Genomic DNA, 15,868 nt, shown 5'->3' with positions numbered 1-15,868 from the left:
CGTATGATCCCGAGCCCGGAGAACTACCAGAGCTACAACCTCTGCACCCTCACGGCAGTCGGCCGCGACACCTTGGGCAATCTGGTCGGTCTGACCAACGCCCACTGCTTCATCGACGGCCAGGGCAACAAACTCGTCGGCGCGAAGGTCCACCGGGACAGCTCCCCCGCCGGAACGGCGCTCGCCCCGGCCCCGATCGCCGACTCCCGCCCCGACCTGGTGACGGGAGCCATCGGCGAGGTCACCTACGTCAGCACGCCCAACCACCTGCTCAGCGGCGGACCCAAGGGCCTCGACTACGCGGTGATCAAACTGGACGAGAGCCGGGTGGCGGCCACCGCCACCGTCGGTGCCGTGACCATCACTTCCATCGGTGCCCCGCCCGCGGTCGGAACCCGCATGTGCAAGCAGGGTCACCGGACCGGGCTCACCTGCGGCATCCGGCTCGGGACCAACGGCATCTGGTTCACCCATCTGATCTGGACCGACGGCGGCGACTCCGGATCCCCCGTCGTCTCCGGCACGACGCTGGTGGGCAACGCCTTCGGGGCGCAGCACAGCTCGCCGATCCAGAGCATCATCGACGAGATGACCGCCCAGGGTGGCGTAGGCACCGGTTTCCATCTGGCCACCTGACCACCTGACCATCTGGCCGCCTGGCCGCCTGGCCGCCTGAGAGCAGAGCCCGCCCGGGGCGTCCCCGACCGGCCGCCGCGCGTGCGGGCGAGTCGGGGTCGTCGAGGCCGAGGCCGAGGCCGATCGACGGGTTCGGCTACTGCACGAAGTCGGCGTTGACGCCCACCGTACGCGCGCTCTTGAGGTCGAGCCCCTTCTTCCCGCCCTTGACCAGCACGGTCTTCTCGTCGATGTCGGAGACGTAGAGGTCGGCGTCGCCGTCGTGGTCCATGTCGCGCAGGGCCATGTACTCGCCGAAGGCGTCCCAGGCGGCCGCCTGGCCGGGGATACCGGCCGTGTTCTTGGTGAACCACTGGGAGCCGGTTCCGGTCAGGCCCTTCGGGCCGCCGCGCAGGATGTGCACGCCGCCGGCCTCTTCCGTCGTGCCGACCTTCTCGCCGGGCGCGCTCACGGCGAGGTCCGGGTACTTGTCGCCGTCGACCTTCCCGGCGGAGACGACGGCGCCGAACCGGTCGTCCTTGCGGGCGGAGGTGGCGACGCCGGCAGTGGACTGGGTGATGCGGTACGAGCCGGCCGGGCCGTTCTCGCTGCCGCGCAGGACGAGGACGGACCCGGTGTACCCCTTGTACTGGGACTCGTTGGTCGCCAGGTCGCCATGGCCGTCCTGGTCGAAGTCCGCGATGACGCCCTGCGCCCAGATCGCGGGCTCGGCTCCGGTACTCGTGCGGTAGGCGCCGCTCCTGACGGTCGTGCCGCCCTTCAGGAACCAGGTGACGGACTGGGGCCTCCTGCCGTCGTCCGACAGTCCGAGGGCGTAGAGGTCCGTGGCCTTGTCCCGGGTGACCTTCCCGGCGACCAGACTCATCGGAATGATCTTCTTGCCGCCGGCCGGGCGGTGCTCGGTGACCGCGCCCGCGGGCTTTCCGGTCGTGGCGGAGAAGCCGCCCCGGTAGAGGTAGACGGTGTCGCGGTCGGCGACGGCCAGGTCGGGCTTGGTGTCGCCGTTGAAGTCACCGGCGGCCAGCGCCATGCCGAAGTAGCCGTCGGCGCGCGACTTCTTCGCGGGCAGGGCGGTGGCCTTGGCACCGAGGCCCTTCTTGGAGCCCCACAGGACGACCACCATGCCGTGGCCCTTGCGCTTGCCCACCGTCTCGGCAGGGTCGCTGACGGCGAGGTCGGCGTAGCCGTCCTGGTTGAAGTCGGCGGTGGCCTTCACCTCGCCGAAGCTGTCGTCGTAGTCGTTGTTGCCCCGGGTGACCACGCCGGGAATGCCGGGGCTGTTCTGGTCGATGTGCTTCGGCTTGGTCCCGTCGCCGCCCTTGACGCCGTAGCGCAGGGTGATGCCCGGGTGGGAGCCGGTCACGAAGTCGCGGATCTTGTCGCCGTTGAAGTCGTCGGCGTACTCGGCGCCCTTGGCGGGGGCCTTGGCAGAGGCCTTGGCAGAGGCCTTGGCAGGCGCCTTCACGGGGGCGGCGGTGGCCGCGCCGGCGGTCGCGCCGGTGAGCAGTCCGCCGGTCAGCGCGGCGGCGGCGGCCGTCGCGACGGCGAGGCGGAGGTTCTGGCGACTGGACACGTACGGCTCCTGCGTTCTGTTCCTGAGCTGCGGCCGCGGCTGCGGCTGCCCCGTGCATACGGGGGCACGGGTCAGACGTACGACGATCACAGAAGGTTGTACGCATCACGGAAAAGTGCCCGCGCCGACGGGGGAAGCCGCCGGGCAGCGGCTGGCCGCTCTTGTCGGGGTTGGGACGTGGAGAGCGGCGCCGCCGCCGCGGTCGGCGTCCGAGCAGCCGTGAAAGGCTGGCGGCATGGCCTACCACCTGCGCTTCTTCTTCGAGTACGGCGTCGACCACACTCCGTTGTGGCCCGGTACGTCCGGCGACCCGGGCCTCGCCAGTGCCTACGGCTACCCGTGCGAGCCGGAGAGGCTGCCCATCACCCCGGCGGTCAGGACCGAGCTGTCCCGGCTCTGCGACCTCTACCAGTCCTCGCTGGACTGGGACGATCCGATGGGCCCCTCCCCCTGGACCCGGGAGCAATGGACGTCGTTCGAGCAGTCGAGCGACACGCTGCTGGACACGCTCCGCCGCGATCTGGGGAACGGCTGGACGGTGGAGGACCTCAGGACGTGAGCGGAGCGCGAGCCGCGGGGGGGGATCGACGACAACTCGGCGTCGGGGGTACTCCCTCTGGCTCTGCCTGCGGAGCGACCACCCGAGCACGCCGCGGTTCGGGACATACTCGCTGGTCGGCCGGGATACGCCGACCGTACGCTGATGCCATGCAAGATCACCCTTGGTTCGAGATCGACGACGAGCCCGACGAGGACGACTCCTACGAGTTCACCGCCTTCGAGCTGGCCTTCGTGGCCGCCCTGCGGGAACGGACCGCCCCCTGGGCCACCGCCGACGTCAGCGGCGAGGTCGGCCGGCCGGACAGCTGGGACGCGTTGATGGCCTGGTTCTCCTTCTCCGATCCCGGCGCGCCGCTCCACCTCGTGGACATCGGGGTGCACTTCGCCGGGAACCGCGTCCGGGGCGACCGGCTGCACAATCAGCTCTACACACTGCCCGACCAGCCGTCGAGCTGGGCGCTGGACGCGACCGGCACCATCGAGGAGCTGGCCGACCGGTCCGCGCAGTGGCTGCGCGCGGTGCTGCGCAAGCCGCTCGTGCTGTACGTGTGGCTGAACGAGGAGCGGCGGGCGTACGCGGCGCGGTTCGCCTTCGCGGACGACAACGAGACGGTCAGCCAGCTGTACCACCGACAGCTCGCCCCTCCCGGACAGGCGGAGGAGCTGATCGCCGCCGGTCATGTGCGCGGCAAGGACTGGATCCAGACCGTCGGACTACCCGCCCCCACCCTCTACCAGCACATCCGCGGCGATCTGAGCCTCGCCGCGCTGCCGCCCGGCGTTCCTGCCATGACCACGCGCGGTCCGCTCGGCGGTCTGTGGTACGAGTGAGATCCGGGCCTGCCGTGGTACGGGGTGAGGTCCACGCCACCGGCCCGGTCTCACCCTGAACCAGGCGTTTCATCCGTTCTGACCCCCCTGTCCGGGTTGTCGGTGGTGTGGTGCATGATCTGTCCATGACCCATGGATCCCTTGACGACCTGCGCGCGCTCGCCCGGCGCCATCTCGCCCCCGATATCGCCGAGCAGTGGACCGGCCTGCTGCGGCCCGGGGTCGGGCTGGTGCCGGCCGGGCCGGGGGAGAGCGTCGTCGGGCGGCTGGGGGGCAGCCCTGCGCTCCCCGTTGAGGAGGAGTGGCCCGTGTGGGAGGGCCACGGGCCCCTCTCGTTCATCGCCTCGATCGACTGCGCGGCCGTGGCCACGAGCACTTCGGAGGCCCGGCTTCCGCTGGACATCGACCTCCCGGACAGCGGCACCCTGCTCTTCTTCTACTTCGACGGCCAGTTGGACGGCGGTATGGCCCTGGTCCAGGGCGAGGACCCGGGCAGCCAGCCGGGCGCCCGGGTGCTCCATGTCCCGGCGGGGCCGGGGGCGGAGACGGCCCGGCGGGAGGCTCCGGCCGGACTGGACCCGTACCCGGAGGTCCCCCTGGCCGCGCGGGTGGAGATGACCGCCAACGAGCCGTGGACCCCGGAGATCCAGAGCGTCTTCGCGCCGGACACCCCCATCGGGGAGATCTACGAGCACCCGGTGTGCGACGACGCCTTCGTGGACGCACTCCAGGATCTGGGCGACTGGGTGGGCCACCGGATCGGCGGCTACTCCCACGCGGTCCAGAACCCGGTACAGCTGGAGGTCGCGAAGGGTGTCCTGGGTCCGGACACCACCTGGGAGGACCCCCGGCTGGAGGCCGAGGCGCGCCGCTGGACACTGCTGGCGCAGATCGACACGGAGGACGCCGCCGGGATGATGTGGGGCGACACGGGGGCCCTGTACTGGCTGATCCGGCCCGAGGACCTGGCACTGCGACGGTTCGACCGGGCCGTGTTCACCTGGCAGTGCTGACCGGGCCGGTATGACGGCAAGCCCCGCACGGGCCGATGGCGGCGACGCCACCGTGGCCGCGGGCGGTGCGGCGGTGGGGCGGTGCGGCGGTGGGGCCGCTCGGCGGGGCTCACTCACCGCCGAAACGGCCGGATTCCGGCATCGGGTGGCGGCCCTCCGTCGGAGGTGCCGCCACCCGGTGCTCACGACGGCGGCCGCGCTTCGTGCCCCCGGCCGTGCCTCAGACCAGGGTGCTGATGCAGAACGGGTGGCCGGCGGGGTCCAGCAGGACCCGCCACCGGTCGGGCTCCGGCTGGACCGTGGGCTCGACCGCCCCCAGGGCGAGCAGCCAGGCCTGGGCGGCGTCCAGGTCGTCGACCCCCAGTTCCATGTGGGCCTGCTTCTCCTGGGAGGGGTCCGGCCAGGTGGGGCGCCGGTAGTCGGCCAGGCGGTTGAACCCCAGTCCGGCCGAGCCCTCCTGGCCGAGCAGGATGAAGTCGTCGGTGGAGAGGACGACGGGCAGTCCGAGGACGTCACCGTAGAAGCGGGCCATGTCGGCGGGGTCCGGGCAGTCGAAGGTGATGGCCGAGTAGCGGATCGCGGGTGCGGATGTCTTTCCTGTGCTCATGCGGCAGACGTTAGGACGGGACCAGGACAGTTCCGGTCCTGGTCATGGGGGAGACTTCACGATGTGATCAGCACTTCGGCCCGCCTGCTGCGCCTGGTATCACTGCTGTCCGCGCGACCCTCGTGGACCTGCGGTGAGTTGGCCGACCACATGGCGGTCACCGAGCGCACGGTGCGCCGGGACGTCGCCAGGCTCCGGGAACTCGGCTACGGAGTCGAGTCCGACCCCGGGCCCTGGGGCGGTTACCGCCTCAGGGCCGGGAGCCGGATGCCGCCGCTGGTCCTCGATGACGAGGAGGCACTCGCCGTGGCCGTCGGGCTGCGCGAGGCGGCGCTCAGCGGCGTTCTCGGCGGTGACCAGGCCGCACTGTCGGCACTGCTGAAACTGCGCCAGGTCCTTCCGCCGCGGATCGCGGACCGGGTCGGCGCGATGGATGCCGCCTTTGTGCACGCCCCCGGACCGGACGAGCCGCAGATCGCGTCCGGCATGCTGCTGGCGCTCGCCACCGCGTGCCGCAGGGGCGAGCGCACTCACCTGTCGTACCGCGACAGGAAAGGAAGGGCCACCGCCCGGGACGTCGACCCGTACCGCCTCGTGCGCACAGGGCGCCGCTGGTACTTCGTCGCCCGGGATGTCACGCGGGGCGAGTGGCGGACGTTCCGGGCGGACCGGGTGGCGCGCGTCCAGCCGACCGGGCAGGCTGTGGAACTCCTCGACCCGCCCGACCCGGTGCTGCTCGTCTCCCGGTCCATCGCCACCGGCCGCTACCCGCTCTACGCGACCGTCCGGCTCCCCCTGCCCATGGATCAGGCACTGCGGCTGGTCCCACCGTCGGTCGGCACCCACCGCCCCGACGGCCCCGACGCCACCATTGTCGACATCGGCGGCCCCGACGCGGACGGGCTCGCCGGATATCTGCTCGGCCTGGCCGCCCCGCTGCGGGTCCTCTCCCCGGACGAGGTACGGGAAGCGCTGCTGCGCCGCACCCGGGACCTGTTCGCGGCCAACGGGGCGCCGCCACCGAAGGGCGAACCACGGGGCGAGTAGCTCTCTGCGGCCGCGCTCCCGGGAGGAGCGGGGTGAGGGCCGCCGGGTGTCTTCGCCCGCGCCGGGCCCTCTCCCCGGCGGGCCGGTGCGGCGCGGGTTCCGTTCAGCTCATGCTCGTGGCACCGTCCAGGGACTCCCGGATGATGTCGGCGTGGCCGGCGTGCTGGGCGGTCTCGCCCACGATGTGCAGCACCGCCCGCCGCGCCGACCACCGCGCCCCCGGCTCGAACCACGGGGCCTCCGGCAGCGGATGCGCGGCGTCCAGATCGGGCAGCGCGGCGATCAGCTCGTCGGTCCGCCGCGCCGCCTCGCTGTAGTCGTCCAGCACTCCGGCCAGCGTCTCGCCGGGCAGCATCCGGAACTCGTCGGCCCATCGCGCCCGCTCCTCCTCGGTCAGCTCGGCGAAGTCCGTCATCGACGCCGACCCCTCGACGATGAACGCGGCCCAGACCCGCTCGACCTCGGTGACGTGCTTGATGATGCCGCCCAGGCACAGCTCACTGGCGGTGGTCCGCCGCCCGGCCTGCTCATCGGTGAGATCGCGGGTGGTCAGCCGCAGGAGCCGGCGGTGATGGGCCAGTGACTCCAGCAGGTCGGCACGCTCACCGGCGGATGCGGATGCGGGGGCGGGGGCGGATGCGGATGCGGGTACGTCGGTAAGCCGGCGGCTGGTCTGCTCGTTCGCGGTCATGATCGGTGACTCCCGTTCGGTGCGGTCCGTCGTTCGAGAACCACACTAGGAGTCATACAGGTCAGATCCTGACCTCTATCGCGAGCACGGGCCGCACCGGGCCGACGGGCCCGAACCGCCTTGGACCCTATAGTCGTTGGGGTTCCAGTGACTTGTGAGTAGCAAGAGGGGTACGCATGGCGGATGTTCGCGCGGAACTGGTCCGCCCGTTGGCCGAGGCGCTGAAGGAGCACGCCGCACGCACGGGGGAGGCGACCGCCTTCCGGGCCGGGCAACAGGTGGTCACCTGGGCACGGTTGGAACGCCGGACGGCCCGTGTGGCAGCGCATCTGGCACGGCTGGGCGTACGGCGTGGGGACCGGGTGCTGCTCTGCCCGCCCAGCGGGGTGGACATGGTGGAGAGCTGCCTGGCGGTCCTGCGGGCCGGCGCCGTGGGAGTGCCGCTGGACCCCGGCGCGACGGACGACGAACTGGCCCACGTCCTCGGCGACAGCGGCGCGGTGGCGGCCCTGGCCGGGGCGCCGCTCCTCGAACGGCTGACACGGCTGACGCGGGCGGCGGCCGGGCGGTCCCCACTGCGGGTGAAGGTGGTCGTGGGCGCGGTGGCACCGCCGCCCGGACCGCCCGGACCGCCTGCCGATGCCGATGCCGATGCCGATACGGGTACGGGATCGAAGGCGGATGCGGACACGGACACGGACGCGGTGGCGTACGACGTGCTCGCCGGGGCCGAGGCGCCCGGACCGCCGCGCGACGACCTCGGACTGGACGAGCCGGCCTGGATCCTCTACACCTCCGGCACCACCGGCACCCGCAAGGGCGCGGTGACGAGCCAGCGGGCGGTGCTGTGGTCGACCGCCGCCGGCTACGCGCCGCTCCTCGGCATGTCCGGGCGGGACCGGCTGCTGTGGCCGCTGCCCGTCCACCACGCCTACGCGCTCTCGCTGTGCGTCGTCGCGGTGGTCGCCACCGGCGCGAGCGCCTGCCTCCTGGACCGGGGCGTGGACGTCGTGGAAGCCCTGCGGCGGCAGCCGCCCGACGAACCCTTCACGATGCTGGCCGGGGTCCCGGCCACCTACCACCTGCTGGTGAGCGCGGTGCGCCGGAGCCGGCCGGTCCCCGGCGGGCTGCGGGTGTGCGTCACCGGCGGAGCGCCCTGCCCCCCGGAGCTGCGCGCCTCGGTGGAGGAGTTGACCGGCGTACCGCTGCTGGACGGCTACGGCTCCACCGAGACCAGCGGCAAGATCGCGCTCGCCCGGCCCGGTACGCCGGGACCGGACCGGGTTCCGCGGCCGCTGCCCGGTGTCGATGTCCGCATCGCCCACCCGGTCTCCTCCGACACCGTCACGGACGGCGACGAGGGCGAGATCTGGGTGCGCGGCCCCGGCCTGATGACCGGCTACCACAACCGCCCCGACAGCACCGCGCGGGTCCTGCGCGACGGCTGGTACCGCACCGGCGATCTCGGCCGCCGCACTCCGGGCGGCGGGCTGCACGTCACCGGCCGCGTGGGCGACCTGATCATCCGCGGCGGCCAGAACGTCAACCCGGTGGAGGTGGAGCAGGTCCTGCTGTCCTTCCCCGGCGTCGCGGACGCGGCCGTCGTCGGCCGCTCCCACGACGTACTGGGAGAGGTCCCGGTGGCGTTCGTCGTGCCCGGCCCGCAGGGCACCGACCTCGCCGGGCTGCGGGCCGCGTGCCGCGAGCGGCTGTCCGCGTTCAAGGTGCCGGACGAGATCCGGCCGGCCGAAACCCTGCCCCGTACCTCCTCCGGCAAGATCCGTCGGAACGTCCTCGCCGGCCGGCTGGCCGAAACCCTCGTACACGACGGCGAAAGCACCCGGGCCCGGCTGCGCGCCGGGTTGCTCGCACAGCCCGGACCGGAGCGCCGCCGCGCCGTGCTGCGCCTCGTCCTCGATGCCACGGCCGGGGCGGCGGAGAAGACTGAGGCGGGCGAGGCGCAGGGGGTTCGGCCCGACCCCGGGCGGACCTTCGCCGATCTGGGGCTCGGCTCCCTCCAGGGGGTGCTGCTGCGCGACCGGCTCACGGCGGTCACCGGCCTGGAACTGCCCCCGACCCTGGTCTTCGACCGTCCAACACCGGACGCGGTGGCCGGATTTCTGCATGACGCGCTGCTCGGCCCCCCTCCCCCGGCGGCCCGCCCCCGCCGGTCCGGGCCCGGCATCCGTGGTGACGTCCCGCCGCCCGGCGAGGGGCCGGGGGCCGAGGAGAGGCCGGTGGCCGACGAGCCGGTGGCCATCGTCGCGATGGCCTGCCGCTTCCCGGGACCCGTGGACGACGTCCGCACGCCGGAGGAGCTGTGGCGGGTGCTCGCCGACGGAGCGGACGCCACCTCCGCTTTCCCCTCCGACCGGGGCTGGGACCTGGACGCCCTCCACGACCCCGGCTCCGCCTTCGACCCCGACCGGCCGGGCACCTCGGTCACCCGGCGCGGCGGGTTCCTGCGCCGGGCCGCCGACTTCGACGCGGCCTTCTTCGGCATGTCCCCGCGTGAGGCGCTGGCCACGGATCCGCAGCAGCGACTGCTGCTGGAGACCGCCTGGGAGGTCGCGGAACGGGCCGGTATCGCCCCCACCGCCCTGCGCGGCAGCGACACCGGTGTCTTCGTCGGCGTGATGCACGGCGACTACGGCGGCCGTCTGCTGCACCGAGGGGGCCACCCGTACGAGGCCCACCTCGCGCTCGGATCCGCCGGCAGCGTGGCCTCCGGGCGCATCGCCTACGCCCTCGGTCTGGAGGGGCCCGCCGTGACCGTGGACACGGCCTGCTCGTCGTCGCTGGTGGCCATGGACTGGGCGGCGCGGGCGCTGCGTTCGGGACAGTGCTCCCTCGCCGTGGCCGGTGGCGCCACCGTGATGGCCGGCCCGGTGCCGTTCACCGCGTTCAGCAGGCTGCGCGCCCTCGCCCCGGACGGCCGCTGCAAGCCGTTCTCGGCCACCGCCGACGGAACCGCCTGGGGCGAGGGCGTCGGGCTGGTCCTGCTGGAACGGCTCGCCGACGCGCGGCGCAACAACCATCCGGTGCTCGCCGTGCTCCGCGGCTCCGCCGTCAACTCGGACGGTGCGTCCAACGGTCTGACCGCGCCCAGCGGGCCCGCGCAGGAACGGCTGATCCGCGACGCCCTGGCCGCCGCCGGGCTCGCCCCGGGCGACATCGACGCCGTGGAGGCGCACGGGACCGGCACCCCGCTCGGCGATCCCGTCGAGGCCCGTGCGCTCCTCGCCGCCTACGGGCCGGGCCGCCCGGCCGACCGGCCCCTGTGGCTCGGATCCCTCAAGTCCAACCTCGGGCACACCCAGGCCGCGGCCGGGGTCGCCGGGGTCATCAGGACCGTGCTGGCGATGCGGCACGGCGTACTGCCGCGCACGCTGCACCTCGACGAGCCGTCCCCGGGGGTCGACTGGTCCTCGGGCGCGGTGCGGCTGCTGGACCGGGAGCAGCCGTGGCGGCCCGCTCCCGGGCAGCCCCGCCGCGCGGCGGTGTCGGCCTTCGGCATCGGCGGAACCAACGCCCATGTGATCCTGGAGGAGGCCGTCGAGGAGGTCGAGGAGGAGGCCGTCGCAGAGCGCATTCCGGCCATTCCTCAGCCGGCGCATCTGCCGCATCTGCCGCATCCGGTGTACCCGGCGTACCCGCCGCTCCTGCTGTCCGGCGCCGACGCGGGCGCGCTGCGGGCCCAGGCACGGCGTACGGCCGCGTTCCTGCGGGAGCGGCCCGGACAGCCGCTCGGGGACGTGGTGTTCTCCGCCGCCACCACACGCGCCGCACTCCGGTACCGGGCGGCGGTGCCCGCGGACGACCGTGCCGGTCTGCTGAGCGGACTGGACCGGCTCGCCGCCGGGGCGACGGCGCCCGTACCGGTCCGTACGGGCCCTCGGCTGGCCCTGCTCTTCACCGGCCAGGGTGCCGCACGGCCGGGCCTCGGCCGGGAGCTGCACGCCGCCTACCCGGTCTTCGCCGATGCCTTCGACGCGCTGTGCGGCCGGTTCGACGCCGTCGGCACGGGGGAACGGCCGCTGCGCGAGAGCCTGTGGCCTGAACCGGCCGACAGCGGCCGGTTCGACACCGTCGGCGGGACGGACACCGTCGACCGGACGGACGCCCTCGACCGGACAGACGCCTTCGACCGGACCGATGTCGTGCAGGCCGGGCTGTTCGTCTTCGAGGTCGCCCTGTTCCGGCTGCTCGCCTCCTGGGGCGTACGGCCCGACGTCCTGGCCGGGCACTCCGTCGGGGAGCTGGCCGCGGCGCACGCCGCCGGGATCCTCACCGAGGACGACGCCGTCGCCCTGGTCGCCGCCCGGGGCCGGCTGATGCAGGACCTTCCGGCCGGCGGCGCCATGGTCGTCCTGGAGGCGAGCGAGGAGGAGGCGACGGCGGAACTCGCGAGGACCCCGGCCGCGGCCGGGCCGGTGGCGGTCGCGGCGGTGAACGGCCCCCGGTCGGTCGTCGTCTCCGGCGCGGAGCGGGCGGTGGCGGAGGTGGCGGCCCGTTTCGCGGCCCGTGGGCGCCGCACCGAACGCCTGCGGACCCGTCACGCCTTCCACTCCCCGCTGGTCGAACCGGCGCTGGCGGAGTTCGCCCGGACCGCGCAGCGCGCCGCCTTCCACGAGCCCGCGATCCCGGTCGTCTCGACCCTCACGGGGCGCCCGGCCACCGGGGACGACCTGCGTTCACCGGAGTACTGGGTCCGCCACGCCCGTGGGACGGTGCGCTTCGCCGACGCCGTGCGCCACCTCGCGGACGAAGCGGGGGTGACCGCCTTCGCCGAGGCCGGTCCCGGCACCCACCTCACGTCGGCCGTGCTGAGCACCGTCGGGGAGCCCGGGGACCGCGTGTTCACCACGACGACCAGGCCCGGCCGGCCGGAGCCCGGCGCCCTCCTGGCGGCGCTCGCCCGGCTGCACGTGCACGGCCTCCCGGTCGACTGGGAGGCCGTCCGGCAGGGGCACCGGGGCCCGCCCGCCCGGCGGATCGGCCTGCCCACCTACCCCTTCCAGCGCGAACGCCACTGGCTGGCCGAGCCCCCGGCCACCGAGGCAGGCCCCGCGGACACGGCCGTGCATGCCACCGGCCCAGCGGACTCGGCCGCGTACTCCACCGGCCGAACGGGCACGGCCGCGTACTCCACCGGCCACCCGGTGCTGACCACGACGACGAGCCTCCCGGACACGGACCGGCTGCTGAGCACCGGCCACCTGTCCCAGGCCGGGCAGCCCTGGCTGCGCGACCACGTCGTGCGGGGGCGGGTGCTGGTGCCCGCCACCGTTCTCGCCGACCTGGCACTCCACACCGGCGCGGTCTGCGGCCTGCCGGAGCTGGAGGAACTGACGCTGCTGCTCCCGCTGCACCTGCCCGGCTCCGGCGGGCGTGTCGACGTGCAGGTGGTGCTCGGCACACCGGACCCGTCCGGCCGCAGGACCGTCGATCTGCACGCGCGGCCCGGGGACGGCGGCCCCCTCGGGGCATGGACCCGTCACGCCGCCGGCCGTCTGGGGCCGCCGGCCGGTGACCCCGGCCCGGCACACGGCGACGAGGGGACCTGGCCGCCCCCGGACGCGGTGCCCGTCGACCTGACCGGAGCGTACGAGCGCCTGGCGGAGGCGGGTCACGTGTACGGCCCGGCATTCCGCTGCGTACGGGCGATGTGGCGGCACGGCGACGACCTGCTGGCCGATGTGCGGCTTCCCGACGAGGCCATGGGCGGGGCGCAGCGCCACGGCCTCCATCCCGCGCTGTTCGACGCCGCCCTGCACGCGTCGCTGCTGCTCCCCGCCGATCCGGGGCAGCCCGGCGGGACCGGCCGGCTGCCGTTCGCCCTGCGGGGTGTCAGCCGCCACACGACGGGCGCCACCGCGTTGCGGGTACGGCTCCGACCCACCGGGGAACACACCGTCGCGGCGGACCTCACGGACCCGGCCGGGCGGCCGGTGCTGCGGGTGGCGGAGCTGACCACCCGCCCGGTGCCCGGTCCCGGCCCCGACGGCGACAGCGACAGCGATGGCGGGGCGTCGCTGCCCGAACCGCTGTACCGGCCGTACTGGACGCCCGCCGGACCGGCCCGCTCCGCCCCGCCCGCCTGGCAGGTGGGCATGCCGGACGACCTCGGCCTGACCGCCGCGCTGTCCGGCGGTGCACCCGGCCCCGGGGCAGCGCCCGGTGGGCCCGACCTCGTCGTCTCCCTGGCCCCGCCCGGCCTGTCCGCGTCCGCGTCCGCGTCTACGTCTACGGTGGCCCGCACGCACGACCTGGTCGCGCGGGCCCTGGAGTTGCTGCGCGGCCGACTGCCCGCCCTGGCCCCGGGAACCCGCCTGGTCCTCGTGACCCGGGGGGCCACCGGCGCGGATCCCGACCTGGCCGCCGCCGCGGTCTGGGGGCTGGCACGCAGCGCCCAGGCCGAGTACTCCGGCCTTCTCACCCTCGTGGACATCGACGGCCACCCGGAGTCGGCGCACCGGCTGCCGGCCGCCCTGGCGACGGGCGAACCCCAGCTCGCCGTACACGCGGGCAGGGTGCTCGTACCCCGGCTGACCCGCCCGGCGGCCGCCGGACCCGGCCGGGCGGCCGGATTCGCGGCGGACGGCACGGTCCTGGTCACCGGCGGAACGGGGGCGCTCGGCGCCCTGCTGGCCGGTCATCTGGCGGAGCGTCACGGGGTGCGCCGGCTGCTGCTCACCAGCCGCAGCGGCCCGGACGCGCCCGGTGCGCGGCGGCTGCGGGAGCGGATCGAACGGGCCGGAGGACGGGTCGACGTGGTCGCCTGCGACGCCGCCGACCGCTCCGCGCTGGCCGGGGTGATCGCCGCGTACGCCCCCGACCTGACCGCCGTGGTGCACACGGCGGGGGTGCTGGACGACGGTGTACTGGCGGGCCAGACACCCGGGCGGGTCGCGGCCGTCCTGCGGCCGAAGGCGGACGCCGCCTGGCATCTGCACGAGCTGACGGAGGATCTGCCCCTGTCGCGGTTCGTGCTCTTCTCCTCGGCGGCGGGCCTGCTCGGAAACCCCGGGCAGGCCGGTTACGCCGCCGCCAACGCCTTCCTCGACGCCCTCGCGCTGCACCGGACGGCCCGGGGGCTGCCCGCGCTCTCGCTGGCGTGGGGACCGTGGGCGGGCGGCGGGGGGATGGCCGCCCGCACCGGCCGGACGGAGGACGGCGTGGTCCGGGCCGTCACCGCCACCGAGGGCCTGGCGCTGTTCGACGCCGCCCTGGCGGCGGGCGAGCCCGTCCTCGCGCCGCTGCCGCTGGAAGGGGCGGCCTCCCGGCCCCGGCACGGCCACCTCCCGCCGCCCCTGCGGGACCTGTCAGGTCCGTCCGGTTCACCGCCGCCACCGGCGCACAGGGCTGGAGTCGGCGTCGGGGTCGGGGAACCCGGTACCGGCCTGGTTCCGGAGGGGGTGCCGGACGGGACGCCGGGCGCGTGGCGCGGGCGGCTGGCGCGGCTGCCCGTCGCCGACCGTGCCCCCGCACTGCTCGTCCTGGTCCGCGAGGTGGTCGCCGACGTGCTCGGGCACACCGATGCCGCCGCCGTGACCCCCGACCGTGCCCTCGGCGAACTCGGCCTCGACTCCCTGGCCGCCGTTCAGGTGCGCAACCGGCTGAGCCTGCTCACGGGGCTTGAGCTGCCCGCCACCCTCACCTTCGACCTGCCCACCTGCGAGCAGTTGGCGAAGCACCTGCTCGCCGGGGTGTCCGAGGCGTCGCCGCAGGGAGAGACCGCCCGTGGAAAGACGGCCCACGAAGAGACGGTCCACAGAGGGACGCTTCACGGAGAGACTGCTGCCGTCGGGCGGGCGCGTCCCGCGAAGGCCCGGTCCCCGCAGACCCTCGCCTCCCTCTACCGCCGCGTGTGCGGGACGGGAGACGTCGTCTCGGCGATGCACCTGCTCGTGACCGCCTCGCTGGCGGTCCCGGGCTTCGGCCCCGAGGACGCCGCCGCGCACACCCTGGACCCGCTCCACCTGGCCGGCGGTGACGCCGGCCGGCCGCCGCTGGTCTGCTTCCCCGGCTTCTCCCCGGTCCTCGGCAGGCCCTCGTACGCCACGCTCGCCCGCCACTTCGATGAGGACCGGGACGTACTGGAGATGCGGCATCCGGGGATCGTCTCGGGCGACGCGCCACCGCGCGACTGGCGGACGCTGGTGGACCTGCACACGGCCACCCTGCGCGAGCGGCTGGGCGGGCGCCGACCCGTCCTGCTGGGGTGGTCGATGGGCGGGTGCCCGGCCCACGCGGTCGCCGCGCGGCTCGCGGCCACCGGCACTCCGCCCGCCGGTCTGATCCTCCTCGACACCTATCACGTGACCCCCGAGCGGGAGGCCGAGCCGTGGCTGCTCGCCATGCCCGCCCGCGCGGCCCTGGCCATGGGAGCGGAGTTCGAGACGGTGGTGGACGACACGGCCCTGACCTCGTTCGGCGCCTACACCCGGATGCTCCGGGGGTGGCAACCCGACCCCCTTGACAGGCCCGACGCACCCGACGTGCCGGCCGTGCCCGTCCTGCTGGTCCGCGCCGCCGACCGGCCGCCGGAGGCGGACACCCACGGCGGCGCCCCCGCCGGGCGCGCCGGGCAGGCCTCCTGGCCCGGTGTCCGCGACACCCTGGAGGTGCCGGGCGACCACTGGACGATCATGGAGGAACACGCCGGCACGACCGCCCGGGCGGTCCGCGCCTGGGTCGACGGGCTCGCGGGGCCCACCGGCTGAGCCACGGTCACCCGGTGCGGTGGACCGGGCGCGACCGGGCAACAGGCAGCGGGGGGCCGGCACCGGTCCTCGCTGCTTCCCGCCGTCTGCCTTCCCGTCCCACCGCTGTGGACGGTGGAGGTCCGGGCGGGTCGCGGTCCGGCGCGTCCTGCCGGTCGTGATCGGCTCTCGACGCGATGCGGA

Annotated in this window: 9 protein-coding genes; 6 read left to right on the top strand and 3 right to left on the bottom strand. The window is 74.6% G+C overall.

Going from position 1 to position 15,868, the window contains the following annotated elements; translation table 11 throughout:
• Positions 1-3 precede the first annotated feature (3 nt).
• Entirely contained in the window at positions 4-636 is a 633-nt protein-coding gene (locus SYYSPA8_RS12420) for a trypsin-like peptidase domain-containing protein (protein ID WP_323447155.1), read from the top strand.
• A gap of 136 nt (positions 637-772) precedes the next feature.
• On the opposite strand, the gene SYYSPA8_RS12415 is transcribed toward SYYSPA8_RS12420, so the two are convergent.
• Positions 773-2,209: a VCBS repeat-containing protein gene (locus SYYSPA8_RS12415; RefSeq protein WP_323447154.1), complete on the bottom strand. Its 1,437-nt coding sequence runs from the start codon at positions 2,207-2,209 to the stop codon at positions 773-775.
• 235 nt (positions 2,210-2,444) lie between these two features.
• Here SYYSPA8_RS12415 and SYYSPA8_RS12410 point away from each other — a divergent pair, with 235 nt between their 5' ends.
• The 3 genes from SYYSPA8_RS12410 to SYYSPA8_RS12400 all read left to right on the top strand — a co-directional run bounded on the left by SYYSPA8_RS12410 (position 2,445) and on the right by SYYSPA8_RS12400 (position 4,614).
• The gene (locus SYYSPA8_RS12410) at positions 2,445-2,768 is read left to right on the top strand and encodes a hypothetical protein (RefSeq protein ID WP_323447153.1); all 324 of its coding nucleotides are present in this window, start codon (positions 2,445-2,447) and stop codon (positions 2,766-2,768) included.
• Positions 2,769-2,917: 149 nt separating this feature from the next.
• Positions 2,918-3,601: a hypothetical protein gene (locus SYYSPA8_RS12405; RefSeq protein ID WP_323447152.1), complete on the top strand. Its 684-nt coding sequence runs from the start codon at positions 2,918-2,920 to the stop codon at positions 3,599-3,601.
• 125 nt (positions 3,602-3,726) lie between these two features.
• Positions 3,727-4,614 carry a YwqG family protein gene (locus SYYSPA8_RS12400; protein WP_323447151.1) on the top strand — a complete coding sequence of 296 codons (888 nt, stop codon included), beginning with the start codon at positions 3,727-3,729 and terminating at the stop codon, positions 4,612-4,614.
• 220 nt (positions 4,615-4,834) lie between these two features.
• Here the strand turns inward: SYYSPA8_RS12400 and SYYSPA8_RS12395 are convergent, their stop codons facing one another.
• Positions 4,835-5,221 (bottom strand): VOC family protein, encoded by a 387-nt coding sequence (locus tag SYYSPA8_RS12395; RefSeq protein ID WP_323447150.1) that lies wholly within the window; start codon positions 5,219-5,221, stop codon positions 4,835-4,837.
• Between the two features lie 63 nt (positions 5,222-5,284).
• On the opposite strand from SYYSPA8_RS12395, the gene SYYSPA8_RS12390 reads away from it, so the two are divergent.
• Positions 5,285-6,268, top strand: a complete 984-nt coding sequence (locus tag SYYSPA8_RS12390; protein WP_323447149.1) for a helix-turn-helix transcriptional regulator — start codon at positions 5,285-5,287, stop codon at positions 6,266-6,268.
• Between the two features lie 103 nt (positions 6,269-6,371).
• Here SYYSPA8_RS12390 and SYYSPA8_RS12385 read toward each other — a convergent pair whose 3' ends face one another.
• A complete protein-coding gene (locus SYYSPA8_RS12385) occupies positions 6,372-6,959 on the bottom strand; it encodes a DinB family protein (protein WP_323447148.1) in 588 nt (195 codons plus the stop codon).
• Positions 6,960-7,135: 176 nt separating this feature from the next.
• Here SYYSPA8_RS12385 and SYYSPA8_RS12380 point away from each other — a divergent pair, with 176 nt between their 5' ends.
• The gene (locus SYYSPA8_RS12380) at positions 7,136-15,685 is read left to right on the top strand and encodes a type I polyketide synthase (RefSeq protein WP_323447147.1); all 8,550 of its coding nucleotides are present in this window, start codon (positions 7,136-7,138) and stop codon (positions 15,683-15,685) included.
• The last annotated feature ends 183 nt before the right edge of the window (positions 15,686-15,868 follow it).

The sequence above is a fragment of the Streptomyces yaizuensis genome, from assembly GCF_034961445.1.
Taxonomy (GTDB): domain Bacteria; phylum Actinomycetota; class Actinomycetes; order Streptomycetales; family Streptomycetaceae; genus Streptomyces; species Streptomyces yaizuensis.
This window is presented reverse-complemented; position numbering and strand designations above follow the sequence as displayed.

Excerpts from the sequence above, each read along its gene's own strand:
- SYYSPA8_RS12420 (WP_323447155.1), top strand. The coding sequence starts at position 4 with ATGATCCCGAGCCCGGAGAACTACCAGAGCTACAACCTCTGCACCCTC.
- SYYSPA8_RS12400 (WP_323447151.1), top strand. The coding sequence starts at position 3,727 with ATGACCCATGGATCCCTTGACGACCTGCGCGCGCTCGCCCGGCGCCAT.
- SYYSPA8_RS12395 (WP_323447150.1), bottom strand. The coding sequence starts at position 5,221 with ATGAGCACAGGAAAGACATCCGCACCCGCGATCCGCTACTCGGCCATC.
- SYYSPA8_RS12405 (WP_323447152.1), top strand. The coding sequence starts at position 2,918 with ATGCAAGATCACCCTTGGTTCGAGATCGACGACGAGCCCGACGAGGAC.
- SYYSPA8_RS12410 (WP_323447153.1), top strand. The coding sequence starts at position 2,445 with ATGGCCTACCACCTGCGCTTCTTCTTCGAGTACGGCGTCGACCACACT.
- SYYSPA8_RS12385 (WP_323447148.1), bottom strand. The coding sequence starts at position 6,959 with ATGACCGCGAACGAGCAGACCAGCCGCCGGCTTACCGACGTACCCGCA.
- SYYSPA8_RS12380 (WP_323447147.1), top strand. The coding sequence starts at position 7,136 with ATGGCGGATGTTCGCGCGGAACTGGTCCGCCCGTTGGCCGAGGCGCTG.